A 16781-nucleotide genomic window follows, 5' to 3' on the forward strand; every position below is an offset into this window, starting at 1 on the left:
GACTATGCGTAAACAATTGATGATCCCTGCCCTGCTGGCGATGAGCGTTGCCTTGGCGGCCTGCTCCACCCCGCCGAACGCGAACCTGGAAAATGCGCGGACCAATTTCTCGTCCCTGCAAACCAACCCACAAGCCACCAAGCTGGCTGCGCTGGAAACCAAAGACGCCAGCGACTGGCTGGACAAGGCTGACAAGGCCTACCGCGACAAAGAAGACGAGAAGAAAGTCGACCAACTCGCATACCTGACCAACCAGCGCGTTGAAGTGGCCAAGGACACCATCGTCCTGCGCGAATCCGAAGCCAAGCTGAAAAACGCCGGTGACGAACGCGCCCGTGCCCTGCTGGACGCGCGTGATGCGCAGATCAAGCAACTGCAAAACAGCTTGAACGCCAAGCAAACCGATCGTGGCACCCTGGTGACTTTCGGTGACGTGCTGTTCGCCACCAACAAGTCCGACCTGAAATCCAGCGGCCTGGTGAACATCACCAAGCTGGCTCAGTTCCTGCGCGACAACCCAGACCGTAAAGTGATCGTCGAAGGCTACACCGACAGCACCGGTTCTGACTCGTACAACCAGAGCCTGTCGGAGCGTCGTGCCGCTTCCGTTCAACGTGCACTGGCTCAACAAGGCGTGGATATCTCGCGCATCGTGACCCAGGGCTATGGCAAGGAATATCCGGTTGCCGATAACGGCAGCGTTTCCGGCCGCGCCATGAACCGTCGCGTTGAGGTGACAATCTCCAACGACAACCAGCCGGTCAAGCCACGGTCTTCCGTCGCTAACTGATCATTGGTCTGGTAAAAAGCCCCGCCTTCAGGCGGGGCTTTTTCGTTGCCATTCATGAAAGCGTATTCAAGCTTTAGTCATTGAGGTATCCGAAGGTGATGCGATTGCCACAAAAAAACCACCAGAAACGGTGGTTTTTTTGACTAGGGAAACTTGATCATGCGATCAGTATCTTCATCCGGCGGCGTTATCTTTTTGTTATGACGGGAGGTATCAGATGAGCAACCTGCCAACTGATTACGCGCCTGTTCTTGCGCATCCGCCCGCTCCAACGCCTGATGCGCCCTGGCCATAGCCAGCATATTGCATATCGCATCAATTCTTATCACTGCCTTCCCGCCCCCACTGTGCGTAAGTTACATCGCCCTTTGTGGTACCTGACGCAATTAGGTTCCAAACAATTTCGTTACACGCCCCCGGTACGCCGATAAGTGCAATGCCGCTGACATGAAAAACCTGTCGATAACTGACAGGTTTTTAAGGGTTGCCTATCAGTAGGTGACTGAGCCTTGATTCTCGCCACCGCCGGCCTGAATCTGGCCTTGGCCAGCTGAGCCACCTTCACCGGCTTGGCCACTTTGAGCCGCTTTTTTTTCCAGCAGTTGCTTCAGCATTTCAAGCAGCTCTTCAATGCTTTCTCCCCCACCAGCGCCTTGGCTTGCTCCGGAACCTTGAGCGCCTCCACCCCCCTGGGAACCACCGGAACCAGAACCTTGCGAACCTTCACCGCGCTTAGCGCGGATTTGCTCTTGAAGTTGCTGGATTTGCTGATCAAGACCTTGCGAAGCCCCCTGAGAACCTCCCGAATTGCCGACGCCAATTGAAGGTGCTGCGCCAATACCATTCATAAAACTCGTACTCCAGATTGATGAAATAAAGTGCGCTGATCAGCCAGGCCAATCAGTACCTCATCTGTGGCGTACGAATGAAGATGGTTCCAATCTGTAAAGGCTCGAAAGCCCTTGAGCAACTAAGCTGCACACCGGATGGTTTTTGGGCTCACTGTTGCAACTGCGGGGTTTCCTGGCCCATGCAACGCACGGCCTGCTTCTTGTTATTGACCAGCACGCCGCTCAAGCCTTTCTGTTCGGTATCAAACATCACCAACACGCCGTCAACGCACTGCGCCACTTGCGCAGCCGGGGTCAGGGAGATCTTGTAATCCTCGCCCGGCACTGTCTTGAGCATGGTGAAGTCGCTGAGCAGCAACGCATCTTCGGGCTTGGCGAAGTGCAGGTAGCCGTAGTACCACAGGCAGCCTACGGTGCCGATGATGGTGCCGATGCCGGTGAGAATCAGCGGGATCATATTGCGTTCTTCGCTCATTGCGGGCTCTCTGATGAATCAACTTTAGGAACAGGGTAATTCGGGATTTCTCCCAGGCGGCGCAAGCCGTTGAAGTGCTGCGGGTCGTCCAGATAACGCAGCATGACGGTTTGCCAGGTTTTGTCGGCAAAGGTCTGCACATGGCCGCCACGGGTCAGTTGCAACACCCTGGGCGGGGGGGCGGCCTGATACAAGCGGATGCCATTGGACACCGGCACGATAGGGTCATCCAGGCTGTGGAACAGCAACTTGGGCACGCCGGTCAGCCCTGGCATGGCCTTGATCGCACTATCGCCGTCAGGCACCAGCCATGACAGCGGCACCTGCAACGGCCAGGTTAACCAGGAAGTGCTCAAGGCGAATTGTCCTACGTCACGATAACTGGCGGGTACGCCGTCCAATACCAGCGCCTTGAGTTGGGATTGGCGCTCCGGGTGGGCTGCCAGGTAATGCACTGCCAGTGCACCACCCAGGCTTTGGCCGAGGATAATCAGCGGTTGACCCTGGGTTTCAGGCGCCTTGTCGATCCAGCTGAAAGCGGCGTCGATATCCTGGTAGATCGCCGGCAACGATGGCTTGCCTTCCGAAAGCCCATAGCCACGATAGTCCAGCAACAGCACTTGATAGCCCTGTTCCGGCAACCACCAACTGCCCCCCAGGTGCCAGGCGAGGTTACCGCCATTGCCGTGCAAATGCAGGACGGTGCCCTTGAGCGGTACGCCGGGTTTGGCCGGCAGCCACCAGGCGTGCAGTTTCACGCCATCTGCGGTGGTGAGCGTGACGTCGCGGTAGGGAAGATGGGCTTTTTCCGGCGTGAAGGGCAGGCCGGGCTCGGGGTAGAACAGCAAGGAGCTGCAGCCGTTCAGTGTGAGTAGCAGGCATAAAATGCCGAGGATTCTCATCCGTTGAAGCCTCGCGAAAGTTCTGAAGACCCGTGCAGATCAAATGTGGGAGCTGGCTTGCCTGCTCCCACATTTTGATCCGGTTTCGTCAGTTAAAGGATATTGGAGTAATCCGCCTCGATCCGGTCCAGGCTCAAGTGGTTGAGGAAGTTGGAGAAGCACATCCAGGCCGCCAGCGCGTTCATGTCGCGAAACTGCTCCGGCAGGTACTTGGGCGGCACCACCAGGCCTTCGTCGACCAACTGGCGCAGGGTACGCATGTCTTCAAGGGTGGTCTTGCCGCAGAACAGCAGCGGCACTTGCTCCAGCTTGCCTTTACGTACAGCGAGCTGGATGTAGTTGTAGACCATGATAAAGCCCTTGAGGTAGGACAAATCCTTGGTAAATGGCAGACCGGTGGGCACCGAACCACGGAATACCCGGCTGGCATTCCCATAGCTTTCGGCCATTTCAAAGCCTTGCTCGCGGAAGAACTCAAACACCTGCAGGAAGTCCGCCCCCTCCTCCACCATATGGATGGCACGTGTCCGGTTGGTGAGTTTGCGCAGGCGGCTGGGGTAGGAGGCAAACGTGATGATTTCCATCAGGATCGCCAGGCCTTCCTGGGTGACGGTGGACGACGGCGGGCCTTTGGACAGGAACGTGCAGATCGGCTGGTTCTGGCCGTTGAGGGTGGTGCCCACATGCACCAGGCCTTCATGCACCTCCAAAGCGCGCACGTCGCGGTCGTTGAACATCGCGTCGGCGCGGATCTTGATGTAGTCAGCGCCCGCCGCTGCGTCGGCGACAATGCCATCGGACTCGAATACGCGGATGGTTTCTTCCGCCTCGCCAAATACCTTGTTCAGACGGGTTTGCAGCAGGCTGACCGCATCTTTGGCGGTGAGGGTCTTGGCTTCGTCCTTGAGGTCACCCCTACCGTCGATGTTGTTGAGGTAATCGGAGAGCATCAGGCCAAGGTCGGCCAGGGTCGGGTCGCCGGCGTGGAACGCATCGGAGGCGGCGCCGTACAGCTCTTGGGAAATCAGACCGAAGTCCTCGGTGCCGCGCGCTTCAAGCATGCGCACCACCATGCGGTATTCGCGGCACATGCGCCGCATGATCTGCCCCACCGGGCTGAATTGTCCAAGGCGACGGGTGATGTCGCGCTCGATGTTCTGGAATTCCAGCTTCACCGCGCTGGAGTCGAACGACAGCGGTCGGTTCAGGTAGTAATCACGGTCTACGGCAGGCATCGCCTTGCCCTTGGCCTTGAGAAATCCCTGGCGAATGTTTTCGTCCCATTTCACCGCATCGAGAACGCGGATCGGTGTTTGCGCCAGCACAATGCGATCGGACAAGGTGCGTATCGTCTGCTGGTAATCGTCCACCCGGTGCTTCCTCTTTAAACGTTATTGGCCCACGCGCAGGTAGCGCACGGCTTCAGCAGCAAGCCCAGCTCCCCCCAAAGCAGATTGCGCACAGGGCTAGACCGAGGCCAATACCAGGTGCATGTAACGCTTGAGAATTTCAAGCATCTCGTCACCGGTCAGAGGCTCTGCGCCGCCCAACAGGCCCTGATATTCCATCCGACTGATGATAGCCGTCAACACCTTGGCATCCTGCTGCGGCTCACGGGAGCCCAATACCTGGAAAAACTGCCCGGTACCCTGCAACAGGATCTGTTGATGGGAGCGTACCAGTTCGGCCAGCCGCGGGTTCAATAGGGCTTCCTGGCGAAAAGCCTGCTCAGCCATCAGGTATTCGCGCCGGTTGGTCAGCTGGCGCAGTACATAGTCAGCGGTCAGGCGCGCGATATCATCGGCCAGTTGCGAGCGCGACTCCGGACTGCCATCGCCATAGGCGACCATCTCGCGCAACAGGCCTTCGTTGCGCACCCACAGTTTGCCCATGAAAGCGGCGCTGCGTTCCACGTACTGGGCGAAGGTATCGGTGAGCAGGTCGTCGATGTCTTTGAAGTAATAGGTGGTGGCCGACAGCGGCACCCCCGCCTCTGCCGCCACTGCCCGGTGACGTACGGCCCGCACGCCATCGCGCACGACGATACGCATGGCCGCATCGAGAATGTCTTGCCGGCGTTGCTCGCTGCCCCGTCGGCTGGCCTTGCGGCCCTGGTACTGAACGCTTTCAGCCACGGCAGCAGCAATGCCGGCGGCACCTTCTTGAGCTATTACGCGGTTCACCACACTTCTTCCTTTAGAGGTGACGCGGAGCGTCACAGGGTGCATTCCCACGCGGAGCGTGGGAACGATCACTGACGAGCACCACTTGAACAGGCCACATAAAAAAGCCGCCTTATAAAAGGCGGCTTCGGATTTCGCTACGGTTACGCTTGCGGCCGCATGTGCGGGAACAGGATCACGTCGCGGATCGACGGCGAGTTGGTCAACAACATCACCAGACGGTCAATGCCGATACCTTCACCGGCAGTCGGCGGCATGCCGTACTCCAGGGCCCGAACGAAGTCGGCATCGTAGTGCATGGCTTCGTCATCACCGGCGTCCTTGTCGGCCACCTGGGCCATGAAACGCTCGGCCTGGTCTTCCGCGTCGTTAAGCTCGGAGTAGGCGTTGGCGATTTCGCGGCCACCGATGAACAGCTCGAAACGGTCGGTGACGTTGGGGTTGTCGTCGTTGCGACGGGCCAGCGGCGACACTTCGAACGGGTACTGGGTAATGAAGTGCGGCTGCTCCAGCTTGTGCTCCACCAGTTCTTCGAAAATCATCACCTGCAGCTTGCCCAGGCCTTCGAAGCCCAGCACCTTGGCGCCGGCTTTCTTGGCAATGGCACGGGCCTTGTCGATGTCGTTGAGGTCGTCAGCGGTCAGCTCGGGGTTGTACTTGAGGATCGAGTCGAACACCGACAGGCGCACGAATGGCTCGCCGAAGTGGAACACCTTGTCGCCGTACGGCACGTCAGTGCTGCCCAGCACCAGCTGTGCCAGCTCGCGGAACAGTTCTTCGGTCAGGTCCATGTTGTCTTCGTAGTCGGCGTAGGCCTGGTAGAACTCCAACATGGTGAATTCAGGGTTGTGACGGGTCGAGACGCCTTCGTTACGGAAGTTGCGGTTGATCTCGAACACCTTTTCAAAGCCGCCCACCACCAAGCGCTTGAGGTACAGCTCCGGCGCGATACGCAGGAACATTTCCATGTCCAGCGCGTTGTGGTGGGTTTCGAACGGTTTGGCTGCGGCACCACCCGGGATGGTCTGCAGCATCGGGGTTTCCACTTCCAGGAAGTCACGCTGCATCAGGAAGCTGCGGATGTGAGCAATGACTTGCGAGCGTACGCGGAAGGTCTGGCGCACGTCTTCGTTGACGATCAGGTCAACGTAGCGCTGGCGATAGCGCTGTTCGGTGTCGGTCAGGCCGTGGTGTTTGTCTGGCAGCGGGCGCAGGGACTTGGTCAGCAGGCGCACATTGGTCATCTCGACGTACAGGTCGCCCTTGCCGGAACGGGCCAGGGTGCCTTCGGCTGCGATGATGTCGCCCATGTCCCAGGTTTTCACCGAGGCCAGGGTTTCTTCGGACAGGGTCTTGCGGTTGACGTAGACCTGGATGCGACCGGTCATGTCCTGGATCACCATGAACGAGCCACGGTTGAGCATGATGCGACCTGCCACCTTGACCGGGATCGCAGCCTCTGCCAGTTCTTCCTTGGTCTTGTCCGCGTATTGCTTCTGCAAGGCATCGCAGTAGTTGTCGCGACGGAAGTCGTTGGGGAAGGCGTTACCCTTGGCGCGCTCGGCAGCAAGCTTTTCCTTGCGCAGGGCGATCAGGGAGTTTTCTTCCTGTTGCAGGGCTTGCGGGTCGAGTTGTTGGTCGCTCATGTCTTTAAATATTCCATCAGGTTCGTTGCCCCCAGCCTTCGGCGGGGGATCGCGGGCAAGCCCGCTCCCACAGAGGGTATTAGAGGCCGGATTTCAGGCTGGCTTCCAGGTATTCGTCGATATCGCCGTCGAGTACCTTGTCGCAGTCGCTGCGTTCGATGTTAGTGCGCAGATCCTTGATCCGCGAGGCATCGAGCACGTACGAACGGATCTGATGGCCCCAGCCGATATCCGACTTGGTGTCTTCCAGCGCCTGGGAAGCGGCGTTGCGCTTCTGCATTTCCTGCTCGTACAACTTGGCCCGCAGCATTTTCATGGCGGTGTCCTTGTTGGCGTGCTGGGAACGTTCGTTCTGGCAGCTGACCACGGTGTTGGTCGGTACGTGGGTAATACGTACGGCCGAGTCGGTGGTGTTTACGTGCTGGCCACCGGCGCCGGAGGAACGGTAGGTGTCGATCCGCAGGTCGGCCGGGTTGATCTCGATTTCCACTTTGTCGTCGATCTCTGGCGAGACGAACACCGCAGAGAATGAGGTGTGGCGACGATTGCCGGAGTCGAACGGGCTCTTGCGCACCAGGCGGTGCACGCCGATCTCGGTGCGCAGCCAGCCAAAGGCATATTCGCCCTTGATGTGCACGGTCGCGCCCTTGATACCGGCCACTTCACCGGCGGACAGTTCCATGATGGTCGCGTCGAAACCGCGTTTGTCGGCCCAGCGCAGGTACATGCGCAGCAGGATGTTGGCCCAGTCCTGGGCCTCGGTGCCACCGGAACCGGCCTGGATATCCAGATAGGCGTTGTTCGGGTCCATTTCATGGCTGAACATGCGGCGGAATTCAAGCTTGGCGAGGTTTTCCTCGAGACGGGCCAGCTCGGCGACGACATCGCCCACTGCGCCTTCGTCGTTTTCTTCGACGGCCATGTCCAGCAGGTCGCGGCAATCACCCAGGCCGGTGTTCAGTTCGTCGAGGGTATCGACGATCTGTGCCAGCGCAGCGCGCTCGCGCCCCAGTTCCTGGGCGTACTCAGGTTTGTTCCAGACACTCGGATCTTCAAGCTCGCGATTGACCTCGGTCAGACGCTCATGCTTTTGATCGTAGTCAAAGATACCCCCGAATAGTTTCGGAGCGCTCGGACAGGTCCTTGATGGTGTTAAGGATCGGGTTGATTTCCATGGCGGGCAGCACTCGTTGGCGAACTTTTGAAAGCCGGCGAGTATAACGGCAAACGGCTGCGAACGGCAGTCCGCTTGGCCGAAAAGGCGGTGGTTTGTACAGGATCCATAGCCAGATAGCGATCAAATGTGGGAGCTGGCTTACCTGCTCCCACAGAGGCGCCCGGCGCTTGGGATTATTCGATGCCCACCTGATTACGCCCATTATTCTTGGCCGTGTATAACCCCTTGTCCGCCGCCATGATCAACTGCCGACAATCGGTACCCTGGACAGGCGTCAACGTCGACAGCCCAATACTGATGGTCAGGCTGGCACCTTCAGCCGGGGCGATGTGCGGGATTTTCAACGCCGCTACCGCCATGCGCAGCTTTTCCGCGACCAGGCGTGCGCCGCCCGGTGAGGTGTTGGGCAGGACCAGCGCGAACTCCTCGCCGCCGTAGCGCGCCGGCAAATCCGAAGGGCGGCTGCTGGCTTCACGGATGGTGTTGGCGACTTTGCGCAAGGCTTCGTCGCCCTCGACGTGGCCGAAGCTGTCGTTGAAGGTCTTGAAGAAATCCACGTCGATCATCAGCAGCGACAGTTGGGTCTGGTCGCGCATGGCGCGGCGCCATTCCAACTCCAGGTATTCGTCGAAGTGGCGGCGGTTGGACAGCCCGGTCAGGCCATCGGAGTTCATCAGGCGTTGCAGCACCAGGTTGGTGTCCAGCAACTGTTGCTGGCTGACGCGCAACGCGCGGTAGGCCGCGTCGCGCTGCAACAGGGTCATGTAGGAGCGCGAGTGGTAGCGGATGCGCGCCACCAACTCGATGTTGTCCGGCAGCTTGACCAGGTAATCGTTGGCCCCGGCCGCAAAGGCCGCGCTCTTGATCAGCGGGTCTTCTTTGGTGGACAGCACGATGATCGGAATATTCGCGGTGGCCGGGTGATTGCGGTATTCGCGCACCAGAGTGAGGCCGTCCAGGCCCGGCATCACCAGGTCCTGCAAGATCACTGTGGGCTTGATGCGGATCGCCTGGGCAATCGCCTGGTGCGGGTCGGCACAAAAGTGGAAGTCGATGTTTTCTTCATGGGCCAGGCCACGCCGCACGGCTTCACCGATCATGGCCTGGTCGTCGACCAGCAACACCATGGCGGCGTTTTCGTCGGTCTTGAAGTCGTCGAGCTGTAAATCATTCATGTGCAGTCACCTGAATTACTACCTGCAAGCCAGCACGGCGGGAGATTTTTGTTCATTTTGCAAAGACCTCCAGCAATCGGGGCGCAATTCTATCCAGTGGGCGAATTTCAACAGCGGCATCAATCGCCGCCGCCGCTTTGGGCATGCCATACACCGCCGAACTCTGTTGGTCCTGGGCGATGGTCAAATATCCTTGTTCCCGCATCAGCTTGAGGCCCTGGGCGCCGTCGCGCCCCATGCCCGTGAGCAAGACACCGACGGCGTCACCGTTCCAGTGGCTGGCGACGCTTTCGAAAAACACGTCGATCGATGGCCGGTAAATCTCGTTCACCGGCTCTGCGGTATAGGCTAGCGTGCCATTTTTCAACAAGCGAATATGGTGGTTGGTGCCGGCCAGCAATACCACGCCGGGTTGAGGCGGCTCGCCTTCACAGGCCAGGCGCACCGGCAGGCCGGAAGCGCTGCTCAGCCACTCGGCCATGCCAGCGGCAAACACCTGGTCCACATGCTGCACTAGCACGATGGCGGCAGGGAAATCCCGGGGCAACCCCTTGAGCAGAACTTCCAGGGCCGCCGGCCCACCGGCCGAAGAACCAATCGCCACCAGCCGTTGACGCTTGCCGGTGACCCGCTGCGGCGGGGTTTCGGCACGCACCCGCGTGCCGCGCTGGCCGATCAGCCAGCCAATATTGAGGATCTTGCGCAACAGGGGCGCCGCCGCATCCTTGGGGTTGCCCACGCCCAGTGCCGGGGTGTCCACCACATCCAGGGCCCCGTGGCCCATGGCTTCGAATACACGGCTGACGTTGGCCTGGCGGTCAACGGTGACGATCACGATCGGGCATGGCGTGTCGGCCATGATCTGGCGGGTAGCTTCCACGCCGTCCATCACCGGCATGATCAAGTCCATCAGGATCAGGTCCGGGGTCAGCTCGGCGCAACGCTGCACCGCTTCCAGGCCATTGCTGGCCACCCACACCACCTCGTGGGCGGGCTCGTAACTCAAGGCACGGCGCAAGGCCTCTACGGCAAGGGGCATGTCATTGACGATCGCAATCCTCATGCCCGGGCGCCTCCAATCAGTTCAACCACGGCGTCGAGCAAGGCGTCGTCATGGAAACTGGCTTTGGCTAGATAATAGTCGGCCCCGGCGTCGAGGCCACGGCGGCGGTCTTCTTCACGATCCTTGTAGGAAACCACCATCACCGGCAATGATTGCAGGCGACTGTCACGGCGCAAAAGTGTGACCAATTCAATACCGTCCATGCGAGGCATATCAATATCCGTGATAAGCAGGTCGAAGTCCTCGGAGCGCAATGCGTTCCAGCCATCCATGCCATCGACCGCCACGGCAACTTCATAACCCCGGTTGAGTAACAATTTGCGTTGCAGCTCGCGCACCGTCAGTGAGTCGTCCACCACCAGCACGCGCTTGCGCGGCGCTTCGGTGGCCTGCTGGTTGCGCCGGGCGATGCGCTCCAGGCGGCCGGTATTGAGCAGCTTGTCCACTGAACGCAGCATGTCTTCGACATCGACGATCAACACCACCGAGCCGTCATCGAGCAAGGCCCCGGCAGAAATGTCCTGGACCTTGCCCAGGCGATCATCCAGCGGCAACACCACCAACGTGCGCTCGCCGATAAAGCGCTCCACGGCAATCCCGTACACGGCATCGCGTTCGCGGATCACCACCACTTTCAAGGTATCTGAAGGGGTCTGCCCCGGCGGGCGCTGCAGCAACTGACTGGCGGCAACCAGGCCGACGTGTCGGCCTTCATGCCAGAAGTGCTGGCGGCCTTCCAACTGCACGATGTCGTCGGGGGCTAGGTCGCACATGCGTTCGATATGCGCCAGGGGAAACGCATAGGCTTCTTCGCCGACTTCCACCACCAGGCTGCGCACCACCGACAGGGTCAGCGGCACCTCAAGATGGAAGCGACTGCCCTGCCCCGCCGTCTGTTCCAGCACCACTGCGCCGCGCAACTGGCGAACCATATGCTGCACCGCGTCCAGGCCCACACCGCGCCCGGACACTTCGGTGACTTTGTCCCGCAGGCTGAACCCCGGCAGGAACAGGAAGGTCAGTAGCTCCTCTTCGCTCAGGCGCAGAGCCGTTTCCACCGGAGACAAATTCCGGTCGACAATAGTGCCGCGCAGGCGCTCGAGGTCGACACCGTTGCCGTCATCGCTCAATTCCAGCACCAGCAACCCGGCCTGATGGGACGCGCGCAGGCGAATCAAGCCCTCCGCCGGCTTGCCCGCCAGCACGCGCTGCTCAGGGGTTTCGATGCCGTGGTCGACGGCATTGCGCAATAAATGGGTGAGCGGCGCTTCGAGTTTTTCCAGCACGTCACGGTCGACCTGGGTCTTTTCGCCTTCAATCTCCAGGCGCACTTGCTTGCCCAGGCTGCGACCGAGGTCACGCACCATACGCACCTGCCCGGCCAGCACATCGGCAAACGGCCGCATGCGGCAGGCCAATGCGGTGTCGTAGAGCACCTGGGCGCGCTGGCCGGCCTGCCAGCCGAACTCATCCAGCTCGGCGTTTTTTTCCGCCAGCAGGGCCTGGGCTTCACTCAGCAGGCGACGGGTATCGGCCAGGGCTTCCTGGGCTTCCAGGTTCAGATCCAGGGATTTTAGCTGGCCATCCAGGGCATCCAGTGCACGCAAGCTGTTGCTCTGAATGCGCTTGAGGCGTTGCAGGCTGGCCAGGTACGGCTTGAGCCGCTGGGTTTCCACCAGGGATTTGCTGGACAAGTCCAACAGGCTGTTCAAGCGCTCGGCCGTCACCCGCAGCACGCGCTCGCCGCCTTCAGTCATGCGTTTGCTCTGGCGCGGCGCTTCACTGCTGACCGGCGCGGGCTCCAGCTCAGGCTCCAGCAGCAATGCGTCAACCCGCGGCGCGGGGATGGGCTCGGGATTTGGCACGGGCGTGGCAATCGGCTGCGAGGGATCGAGCAAGCGCTCCATCAGCGCTACGTACGCCTCGATATCCGCCGGCCCCACGTCATTGCCCGGCGTGGCGATTCGCATCAGCAGGTCGGTGCCTTGCAGCAACGCGTCGATATGTTCAGGTTGCAGGTACAGGCGGCCTTCCTGGGCACTGACCAGGCAGTCTTCCATGACGTGGGCCACGCTGACCCCGGCATCCACGCCGACAATCCGCGCCGCCCCTTTAAGTGAATGCGCGGCGCGCATGCAGGCTTCGAGCTGGTCGGCCTGGGTCGGGTTGCGTTCCAGCGCCAGCAGGCCCGCGCTCAACACCTGGGTCTGCGCATCGGCTTCCAGGCTGAACAGTTCCAACAGCGAGGCATCGCGCATCTGGTCGGGGGTCATGCGAGGCTCCGGGTCACGGCGGACAACAATTGCGCTTCGTCCAGCCAGCGCAGACTGCGACCTTTCCACTGCAACACGCCTTGGGTGTAGCGTGCGCTGGCCTGGGTGCCGGACACCGACGCAGCGTTCAAGGTGCGCTCATCGATGGCGTGGATGCCGTCTACTTCATCTACCGGTACGACGACCGGGCCGTCCTGGGCAGCGATGATCAGCATGCGCGGCATGATCCGCCCGCCGCTGGCGCCGGCACTGGTGCTGTCCAGGCCCAGCAGTTCCACCAACGACAGGCACGCCACCAGCGCCCCGCGTACGTTGGCCACGCCCAGCAGCGCTCGGGAGCGCTGGTGCGGCAGCGAGTGGATCGGCTGCAACGGCGCCACTTCCACCAGGCAGCGGGTGGCGATACCGAGCCATTCTTCGCCGAGGCGGAACATCAACAGCGAACGGGTGACCACATCGCTATCCGCTTCGGCAGCTGCCTGCGCGTGATGGTCGTCCTGTTGCAGTGCGTAGCGGTCGAGCAGGCGTGTGGCGGCGGCGGAATACACCAAGCAATTGCGGCAGTGGATATGCTCGGCCAACAGCGGGCAGGACTTGTCGCCATGAATACCGATGCGGTTCCAACAGTCGTCAATGGCTTGGGTATCGGTCAGCGTCAGGTCCAGGCCTGCGGTGTCGAGCGCGTCAGGGCTACTCATCGTTTGGTCTCACTGTCAGCTCGCTCGCTACGGGCGGCGCGTGCCTGAAGACGACGCGCGCCGACACTGTCACCCTGGGACTCGAGCAACGCGGCCAGGTGCATCAGGGCCTGGGGATGCTGCGGTTCCAGATACAGAGCTTTTCGGTAATACCCCTGGGCCTCCAGGGCACTGCCAGCCACATCGCTGAGCAGCCCCAACCAGTAAAACACCTGGGCGGCCGGCGGGTGACTGCTCAAATACCGTTCGCAGGCCGCTCGGGCCTCGGCACTTTTGCCCTCGTTGGCCAGGGTTGCGATCTGGCTGAGCAAATCCCCGGCATCGGTAGGCATCACTTTGACCGGTGGCACGTTGGGGCTGACGGTGCTGAACGGCCGCGGCTTGAGCGGTATCGGCGCCGCCCTGCGCTGCGGTAGCGGCGCGGGCGTCGGTTTGACCACAGGTGCAACCGGCGGGGCCGGTTCTACATGCCGACTGAAGGCAAAGGACTGCGGCACGCCGATGGAGCGCATGCCGTGGCGCCCCAGCAGGCTGCCCTCGGCCGGGCCGATAAACAGCACGCCGTCCACGTGAGTCAATGCCTTGAGCACATCAAAGACCTGTTTCTGGGTCGGCTGGTCGAAGTAGATCAGCAAGTTGCGGCAGAACACAAAATCGTAGGTCGGCTCGTTCGCCAGCAGTGCCGGGTCCAGCAAGTTGCCGACTTGCAGGCGCACTTGTTCACGCACCCGGTCGGCGATGCGGTAAACGCCTGCGTCTTCAGTGAAGTGGCGGTCGCGAAATTCAAGATCGGCGCCGCGAAACGAGTTCTTGCCATACACGCCCCGCCGCGCGCGCTCCACCGACAGCGGGCTGACGTCCATGCCTTGCACTTTGAACTGGTGGGGCGCCAACCCCGCATCGAGCAAGGCCATGGCAATCGAATAGGGCTCTTCGCCGGTCGAACACGGCAGACTGAGAATACGCAGGGCGCGCAGCTGGTTGATCTCGGCCAAGCGTGCCTGGGCCAGGCGAGCCAGGGTTGCAAAGGATTCGGGATAGCGGAAAAACCAGGTTTCGGGGACGATCACCGCTTCGATCAGCGCCTGCTGCTCGTCATGGGAGGTTTGCAGGTGTTGCCAGTAAGCCTCCGCCGACGGCGACTGGGACGACTGGCAGCGCTGGCGCACCGCGCGCTCGATGATCGCCTCGCCCACCGAAGCGACGTCCAGGCCGATGCGTTCTTTCAAGAACGCGAAAAACCGCGGGTCATTGCTCATAGGCTCAACTCGGCGGAAAACAGCAAGGCACGCACTGGCGCGGTCAACAGATCCGCGACGCCAATCCACTGCATCAAGCCCTGTGCGTCCTCGCGCACCGGCCCCAGGTATGGCGCCTGCTGATTGTCCAGGCCATAGGGCTGAAATTCGGCGGGGTCGCAACGCAGGGTGTCGGTGGCCTGTTCCAGGATCAGCCCTAGCCAACGCGCCTCACTCCAAGGCTGCGGCTGATAATTGACCAACACCAGGCGCGTACTGGTACGCGCCTGGGCCGAAGTGCCGAACGTCAGGGCGCTCAAGTCGATGACCGGCACCAGCGCCCCACGATGGGCGAAGATACCCGCCACCCATAAGGGCGCTTGGGCGATAGGTTTAAGCGTCAGGCGCGGCAGCACCTCGGCCACTTCTGTGGCCTTGAGGGCAAAGCGTTCGTTGCCGATGCGAAACACCAGAAACAATGCCTTTTTCGCTGCCGGGACGGCACCGCGTTTAGACGCGAGCTCACTCATCAGACTTTGAAACGCGAGACGCCGCTGCGCAGACCGACCGCAACCTGGCTCAGTTCATCAATGGCAAAGCTGGCCTGGCGCAGGGATTCGACGGTCTGGCTGCTGGCATCGCCCAATTGCACCAGCGCATGGTTGATCTGCTCGGCGCCGGTGGCCTGGGCCTGCATGCCTTCGTTGACCATCAACACCCGCGGCGCCAGGGCCTGTACCTGATGGATGATCTGCGACAGTTGCTCGCCCACTTGCTGCACCTCCGACATGCCACGGCGCACCTCCTCGGAGAACTTGTCCATGCCCATCACCCCCGCCGACACCGCCGACTGGATTTCACGCACCATCTGCTCGATGTCGTAGGTCGCCACAGCGGTCTGGTCGGCCAGGCGGCGCACTTCGGTGGCAACCACGGCAAAGCCGCGCCCGTACTCACCGGCTTTCTCAGCCTCGATGGCCGCATTCAGGGACAACAGGTTGGTCTGGTCGGCCACCTTGACGATGGTCACCACCACCTGGTTGATATTGCCGGCCTTCTCATTGAGGATCGCCAGCTTGGCGTTGACCAGGTCGGCGGCGCCCATCACCGAGTGCATGGTTTCTTCCATGCGGGCCAGGCCCTGCTGGCCGGAACCGGCAGCCACCGAGGCCTGGTCGGCGGCGGTGGACACTTCGGTCATGGTGCGGACCAAGTCCTTGGACGTGGCGGCAATCTCGCGGGAAGTGGCGCCGATTTCGGTGGTGGTGGCTGCGGTTTCTGTCGCGGTCGCCTGTTGCTGCTTGGAGGTCGCGGCAATCTCGGTGACCGAGGTGGTGACCTGCACCGATGAACGCTGCGCCTGGGACACCAGGGCAGTCAGCTCGGTCATCATGTCGTTGAAGCCGGTTTCAACCGCGTTGAATTCGTCCTTGCGCTCCAGGTTCAGGCGCTTGCTCAGGTCGCCGGTGCGCATGACTTCGAGGATTTGAACGATGCGCTGCATCGGCGCCATGATCGCGCGCATCAGCAACAGGCCACACAGCGCGGCGGCGAGAATCGCCAGCAACAGCGAGACGCCCATGCTGATCTTCGCGGCCGCTACCGCATCATCGATGGCGGCGGTGGCGTTGTCGGCGACCTGCTTGTTCTCATTGATAATGTCATTGAGCTTCATGCGGCCTGCTGTCCAGGCGGGGGTCAGTTGCTCGTTGAACAACCTCAGTGCTTCGGCGGCGTTATTGCTCTGATGGGCCGCCAAAACCTGGGCGAGAATCTGGTTGTAGCTCTGGTGCAGTTTTTCGAAGGCATCGAATTCGGTGCGATCCTGGGTGATATTGATCGTCCCTGCGTAGCTGGCCATATGTTGCTCAAGCCGAGCCTCGAAAGACTTGTAGTCCTGTTTGTCGGTTTCGGAAATACCCTGGTTCTCGTGGATTCCGACCAACTCCTGGGTTTGCAGGTAGCTGTCGACCCAGGCGCTGCGAATCATCGAGCTGAAAAACACCCCGGGCACCGCATCGTCCCGCACTGAGTTTTCGCTGATTTCGATTTTCAGCAAGCGCGAATACGAGACCACGACCATCAGCAGCATGATCGCGATAATTACCGCAAAGCTCGCCAAAATCCTTTGGCGCAGGGTCCAGTTCTTCACAGTAATTCCTCGCAGGGCCATTCAAATGGAGGGGAGTATAGCTGAGCGGCTGCGCGCTTTTATCAAGGCTTTTGATGTGCAGTGCACAGAATGCAAAAGTGGGAGCGGGCTTGCTCGCGGATGCGGTGAGTCAGCCAGAAATAGAGTGACTGGTCTAC

Annotated in this window: 15 protein-coding genes; 1 reads left to right on the plus strand and 14 read right to left on the minus strand. The window is 60.8% G+C overall.

The window, feature by feature from the left end; genetic code table 11:
* The first annotated feature begins 4 nt into the window (after positions 1-4).
* Positions 5-790 carry an OmpA family protein gene (locus tag MHH62_RS09790; RefSeq protein WP_003189093.1) on the plus strand — a complete coding sequence of 262 codons (786 nt, stop codon included), beginning with the start codon at positions 5-7 and terminating at the stop codon, positions 788-790.
* A 491-nt stretch (positions 791-1281) separates the two neighbouring features.
* Here the strand turns inward: MHH62_RS09790 and MHH62_RS09795 are convergent, their stop codons facing one another.
* The 14 genes from MHH62_RS09795 to MHH62_RS09860 all read right to left on the minus strand — a co-directional run bounded on the left by MHH62_RS09795 (position 1282) and on the right by MHH62_RS09860 (position 16623).
* A complete protein-coding gene (locus tag MHH62_RS09795; RefSeq protein WP_014717203.1) occupies positions 1282-1638 on the minus strand; it encodes a hypothetical protein in 357 nt (118 codons plus the stop codon).
* Between the two features lie 151 nt (positions 1639-1789).
* A complete protein-coding gene (locus MHH62_RS09800) occupies positions 1790-2116 on the minus strand; it encodes a hypothetical protein (RefSeq protein WP_003172217.1) in 327 nt (108 codons plus the stop codon).
* On the minus strand, positions 2113-3018 hold the full coding sequence (locus tag MHH62_RS09805) for an alpha/beta hydrolase (protein WP_014717202.1): 906 nt from the start codon (positions 3016-3018) through the stop codon (positions 2113-2115). Before MHH62_RS09805 ends, MHH62_RS09800 begins: the two co-directional genes overlap by 4 nt.
* A gap of 92 nt (positions 3019-3110) precedes the next feature.
* Positions 3111-4388 (minus strand): flavohemoglobin expression-modulating QEGLA motif protein, encoded by a 1278-nt coding sequence (locus tag MHH62_RS09810; RefSeq protein WP_014717201.1) that lies wholly within the window; start codon positions 4386-4388, stop codon positions 3111-3113.
* 96 nt (positions 4389-4484) lie between these two features.
* Complete coding sequence (locus MHH62_RS09815) at positions 4485-5201, minus strand: TetR family transcriptional regulator (RefSeq protein WP_014717200.1); 717 nt, start codon at positions 5199-5201, stop codon at positions 4485-4487.
* Between the two features lie 143 nt (positions 5202-5344).
* Positions 5345-6847 carry a lysine--tRNA ligase gene (gene lysS / locus MHH62_RS09820; RefSeq protein ID WP_003189082.1) on the minus strand — a complete coding sequence of 501 codons (1503 nt, stop codon included), beginning with the start codon at positions 6845-6847 and terminating at the stop codon, positions 5345-5347.
* Positions 6848-6926: 79 nt separating this feature from the next.
* Positions 6927-8022 (minus strand): peptide chain release factor 2 gene (gene prfB / locus MHH62_RS09825; protein ID WP_096001736.1). Its coding sequence is split into 2 segments (ribosomal slippage): positions 6927-7949 and positions 7951-8022, totalling 1095 coding nucleotides; the frame shifts between segments, so codons are not numbered across the junction.
* Between the two features lie 175 nt (positions 8023-8197).
* Entirely contained in the window at positions 8198-9199 is a 1002-nt protein-coding gene (locus MHH62_RS09830) for a PleD family two-component system response regulator (RefSeq protein ID WP_014717198.1), read from the minus strand.
* Positions 9200-9251: 52 nt separating this feature from the next.
* On the minus strand, positions 9252-10262 hold the full coding sequence (locus MHH62_RS09835) for a chemotaxis response regulator protein-glutamate methylesterase (protein WP_003189079.1): 1011 nt from the start codon (positions 10260-10262) through the stop codon (positions 9252-9254).
* Positions 10259-12535, minus strand: a complete 2277-nt coding sequence (locus tag MHH62_RS09840; RefSeq protein WP_032903262.1) for a hybrid sensor histidine kinase/response regulator — start codon at positions 12533-12535, stop codon at positions 10259-10261. The genes MHH62_RS09835 and MHH62_RS09840 overlap by 4 nt, the downstream gene beginning before the upstream one ends.
* A complete protein-coding gene (locus tag MHH62_RS09845) occupies positions 12532-13233 on the minus strand; it encodes a chemotaxis protein CheW (protein ID WP_201491241.1) in 702 nt (233 codons plus the stop codon). Before MHH62_RS09845 ends, MHH62_RS09840 begins: the two co-directional genes overlap by 4 nt.
* Complete coding sequence (locus MHH62_RS09850) at positions 13230-14492, minus strand: CheR family methyltransferase (protein WP_339232875.1); 1263 nt, start codon at positions 14490-14492, stop codon at positions 13230-13232. The genes MHH62_RS09845 and MHH62_RS09850 overlap by 4 nt, the downstream gene beginning before the upstream one ends.
* Positions 14489-15001 carry a chemotaxis protein CheW gene (locus MHH62_RS09855; RefSeq protein WP_020301149.1) on the minus strand — a complete coding sequence of 171 codons (513 nt, stop codon included), beginning with the start codon at positions 14999-15001 and terminating at the stop codon, positions 14489-14491. Before MHH62_RS09855 ends, MHH62_RS09850 begins: the two co-directional genes overlap by 4 nt.
* The gene (locus MHH62_RS09860) at positions 15001-16623 is read right to left on the minus strand and encodes a methyl-accepting chemotaxis protein (protein WP_014717193.1); all 1623 of its coding nucleotides are present in this window, start codon (positions 16621-16623) and stop codon (positions 15001-15003) included. The genes MHH62_RS09855 and MHH62_RS09860 overlap by 1 nt, the downstream gene beginning before the upstream one ends.
* Positions 16624-16781: the final 158 nt, after the last annotated feature.

This window comes from Pseudomonas sp. FSL L8-0168 (assembly GCF_037976155.1).
Classification (GTDB): domain Bacteria; phylum Pseudomonadota; class Gammaproteobacteria; order Pseudomonadales; family Pseudomonadaceae; genus Aquipseudomonas; species Aquipseudomonas paracarnis.

Excerpts from the sequence above, each read along its gene's own strand:
- MHH62_RS09800 (WP_003172217.1), bottom strand. The coding sequence starts at position 2,116 with ATGAGCGAAGAACGCAATATGATCCCGCTGATTCTCACCGGCATCGGC.
- MHH62_RS09790 (WP_003189093.1), top strand. The coding sequence starts at position 5 with ATGCGTAAACAATTGATGATCCCTGCCCTGCTGGCGATGAGCGTTGCC.
- lysS (WP_003189082.1), bottom strand. The coding sequence starts at position 6,847 with ATGAGCGACCAACAACTCGACCCGCAAGCCCTGCAACAGGAAGAAAAC.
- MHH62_RS09840 (WP_032903262.1), bottom strand. The coding sequence starts at position 12,535 with ATGACCCCCGACCAGATGCGCGATGCCTCGCTGTTGGAACTGTTCAGC.
- MHH62_RS09805 (WP_014717202.1), bottom strand. The coding sequence starts at position 3,018 with ATGAGAATCCTCGGCATTTTATGCCTGCTACTCACACTGAACGGCTGC.
- MHH62_RS09835 (WP_003189079.1), bottom strand. The coding sequence starts at position 10,262 with ATGAGGATTGCGATCGTCAATGACATGCCCCTTGCCGTAGAGGCCTTG.
- MHH62_RS09850 (WP_339232875.1), bottom strand. The coding sequence starts at position 14,492 with ATGAGCAATGACCCGCGGTTTTTCGCGTTCTTGAAAGAACGCATCGGC.
- MHH62_RS09855 (WP_020301149.1), bottom strand. The coding sequence starts at position 15,001 with ATGAGTGAGCTCGCGTCTAAACGCGGTGCCGTCCCGGCAGCGAAAAAG.
- MHH62_RS09845 (WP_201491241.1), bottom strand. The coding sequence starts at position 13,233 with ATGAGTAGCCCTGACGCGCTCGACACCGCAGGCCTGGACCTGACGCTG.
- MHH62_RS09795 (WP_014717203.1), bottom strand. The coding sequence starts at position 1,638 with ATGAATGGTATTGGCGCAGCACCTTCAATTGGCGTCGGCAATTCGGGA.
- MHH62_RS09830 (WP_014717198.1), bottom strand. The coding sequence starts at position 9,199 with ATGAATGATTTACAGCTCGACGACTTCAAGACCGACGAAAACGCCGCC.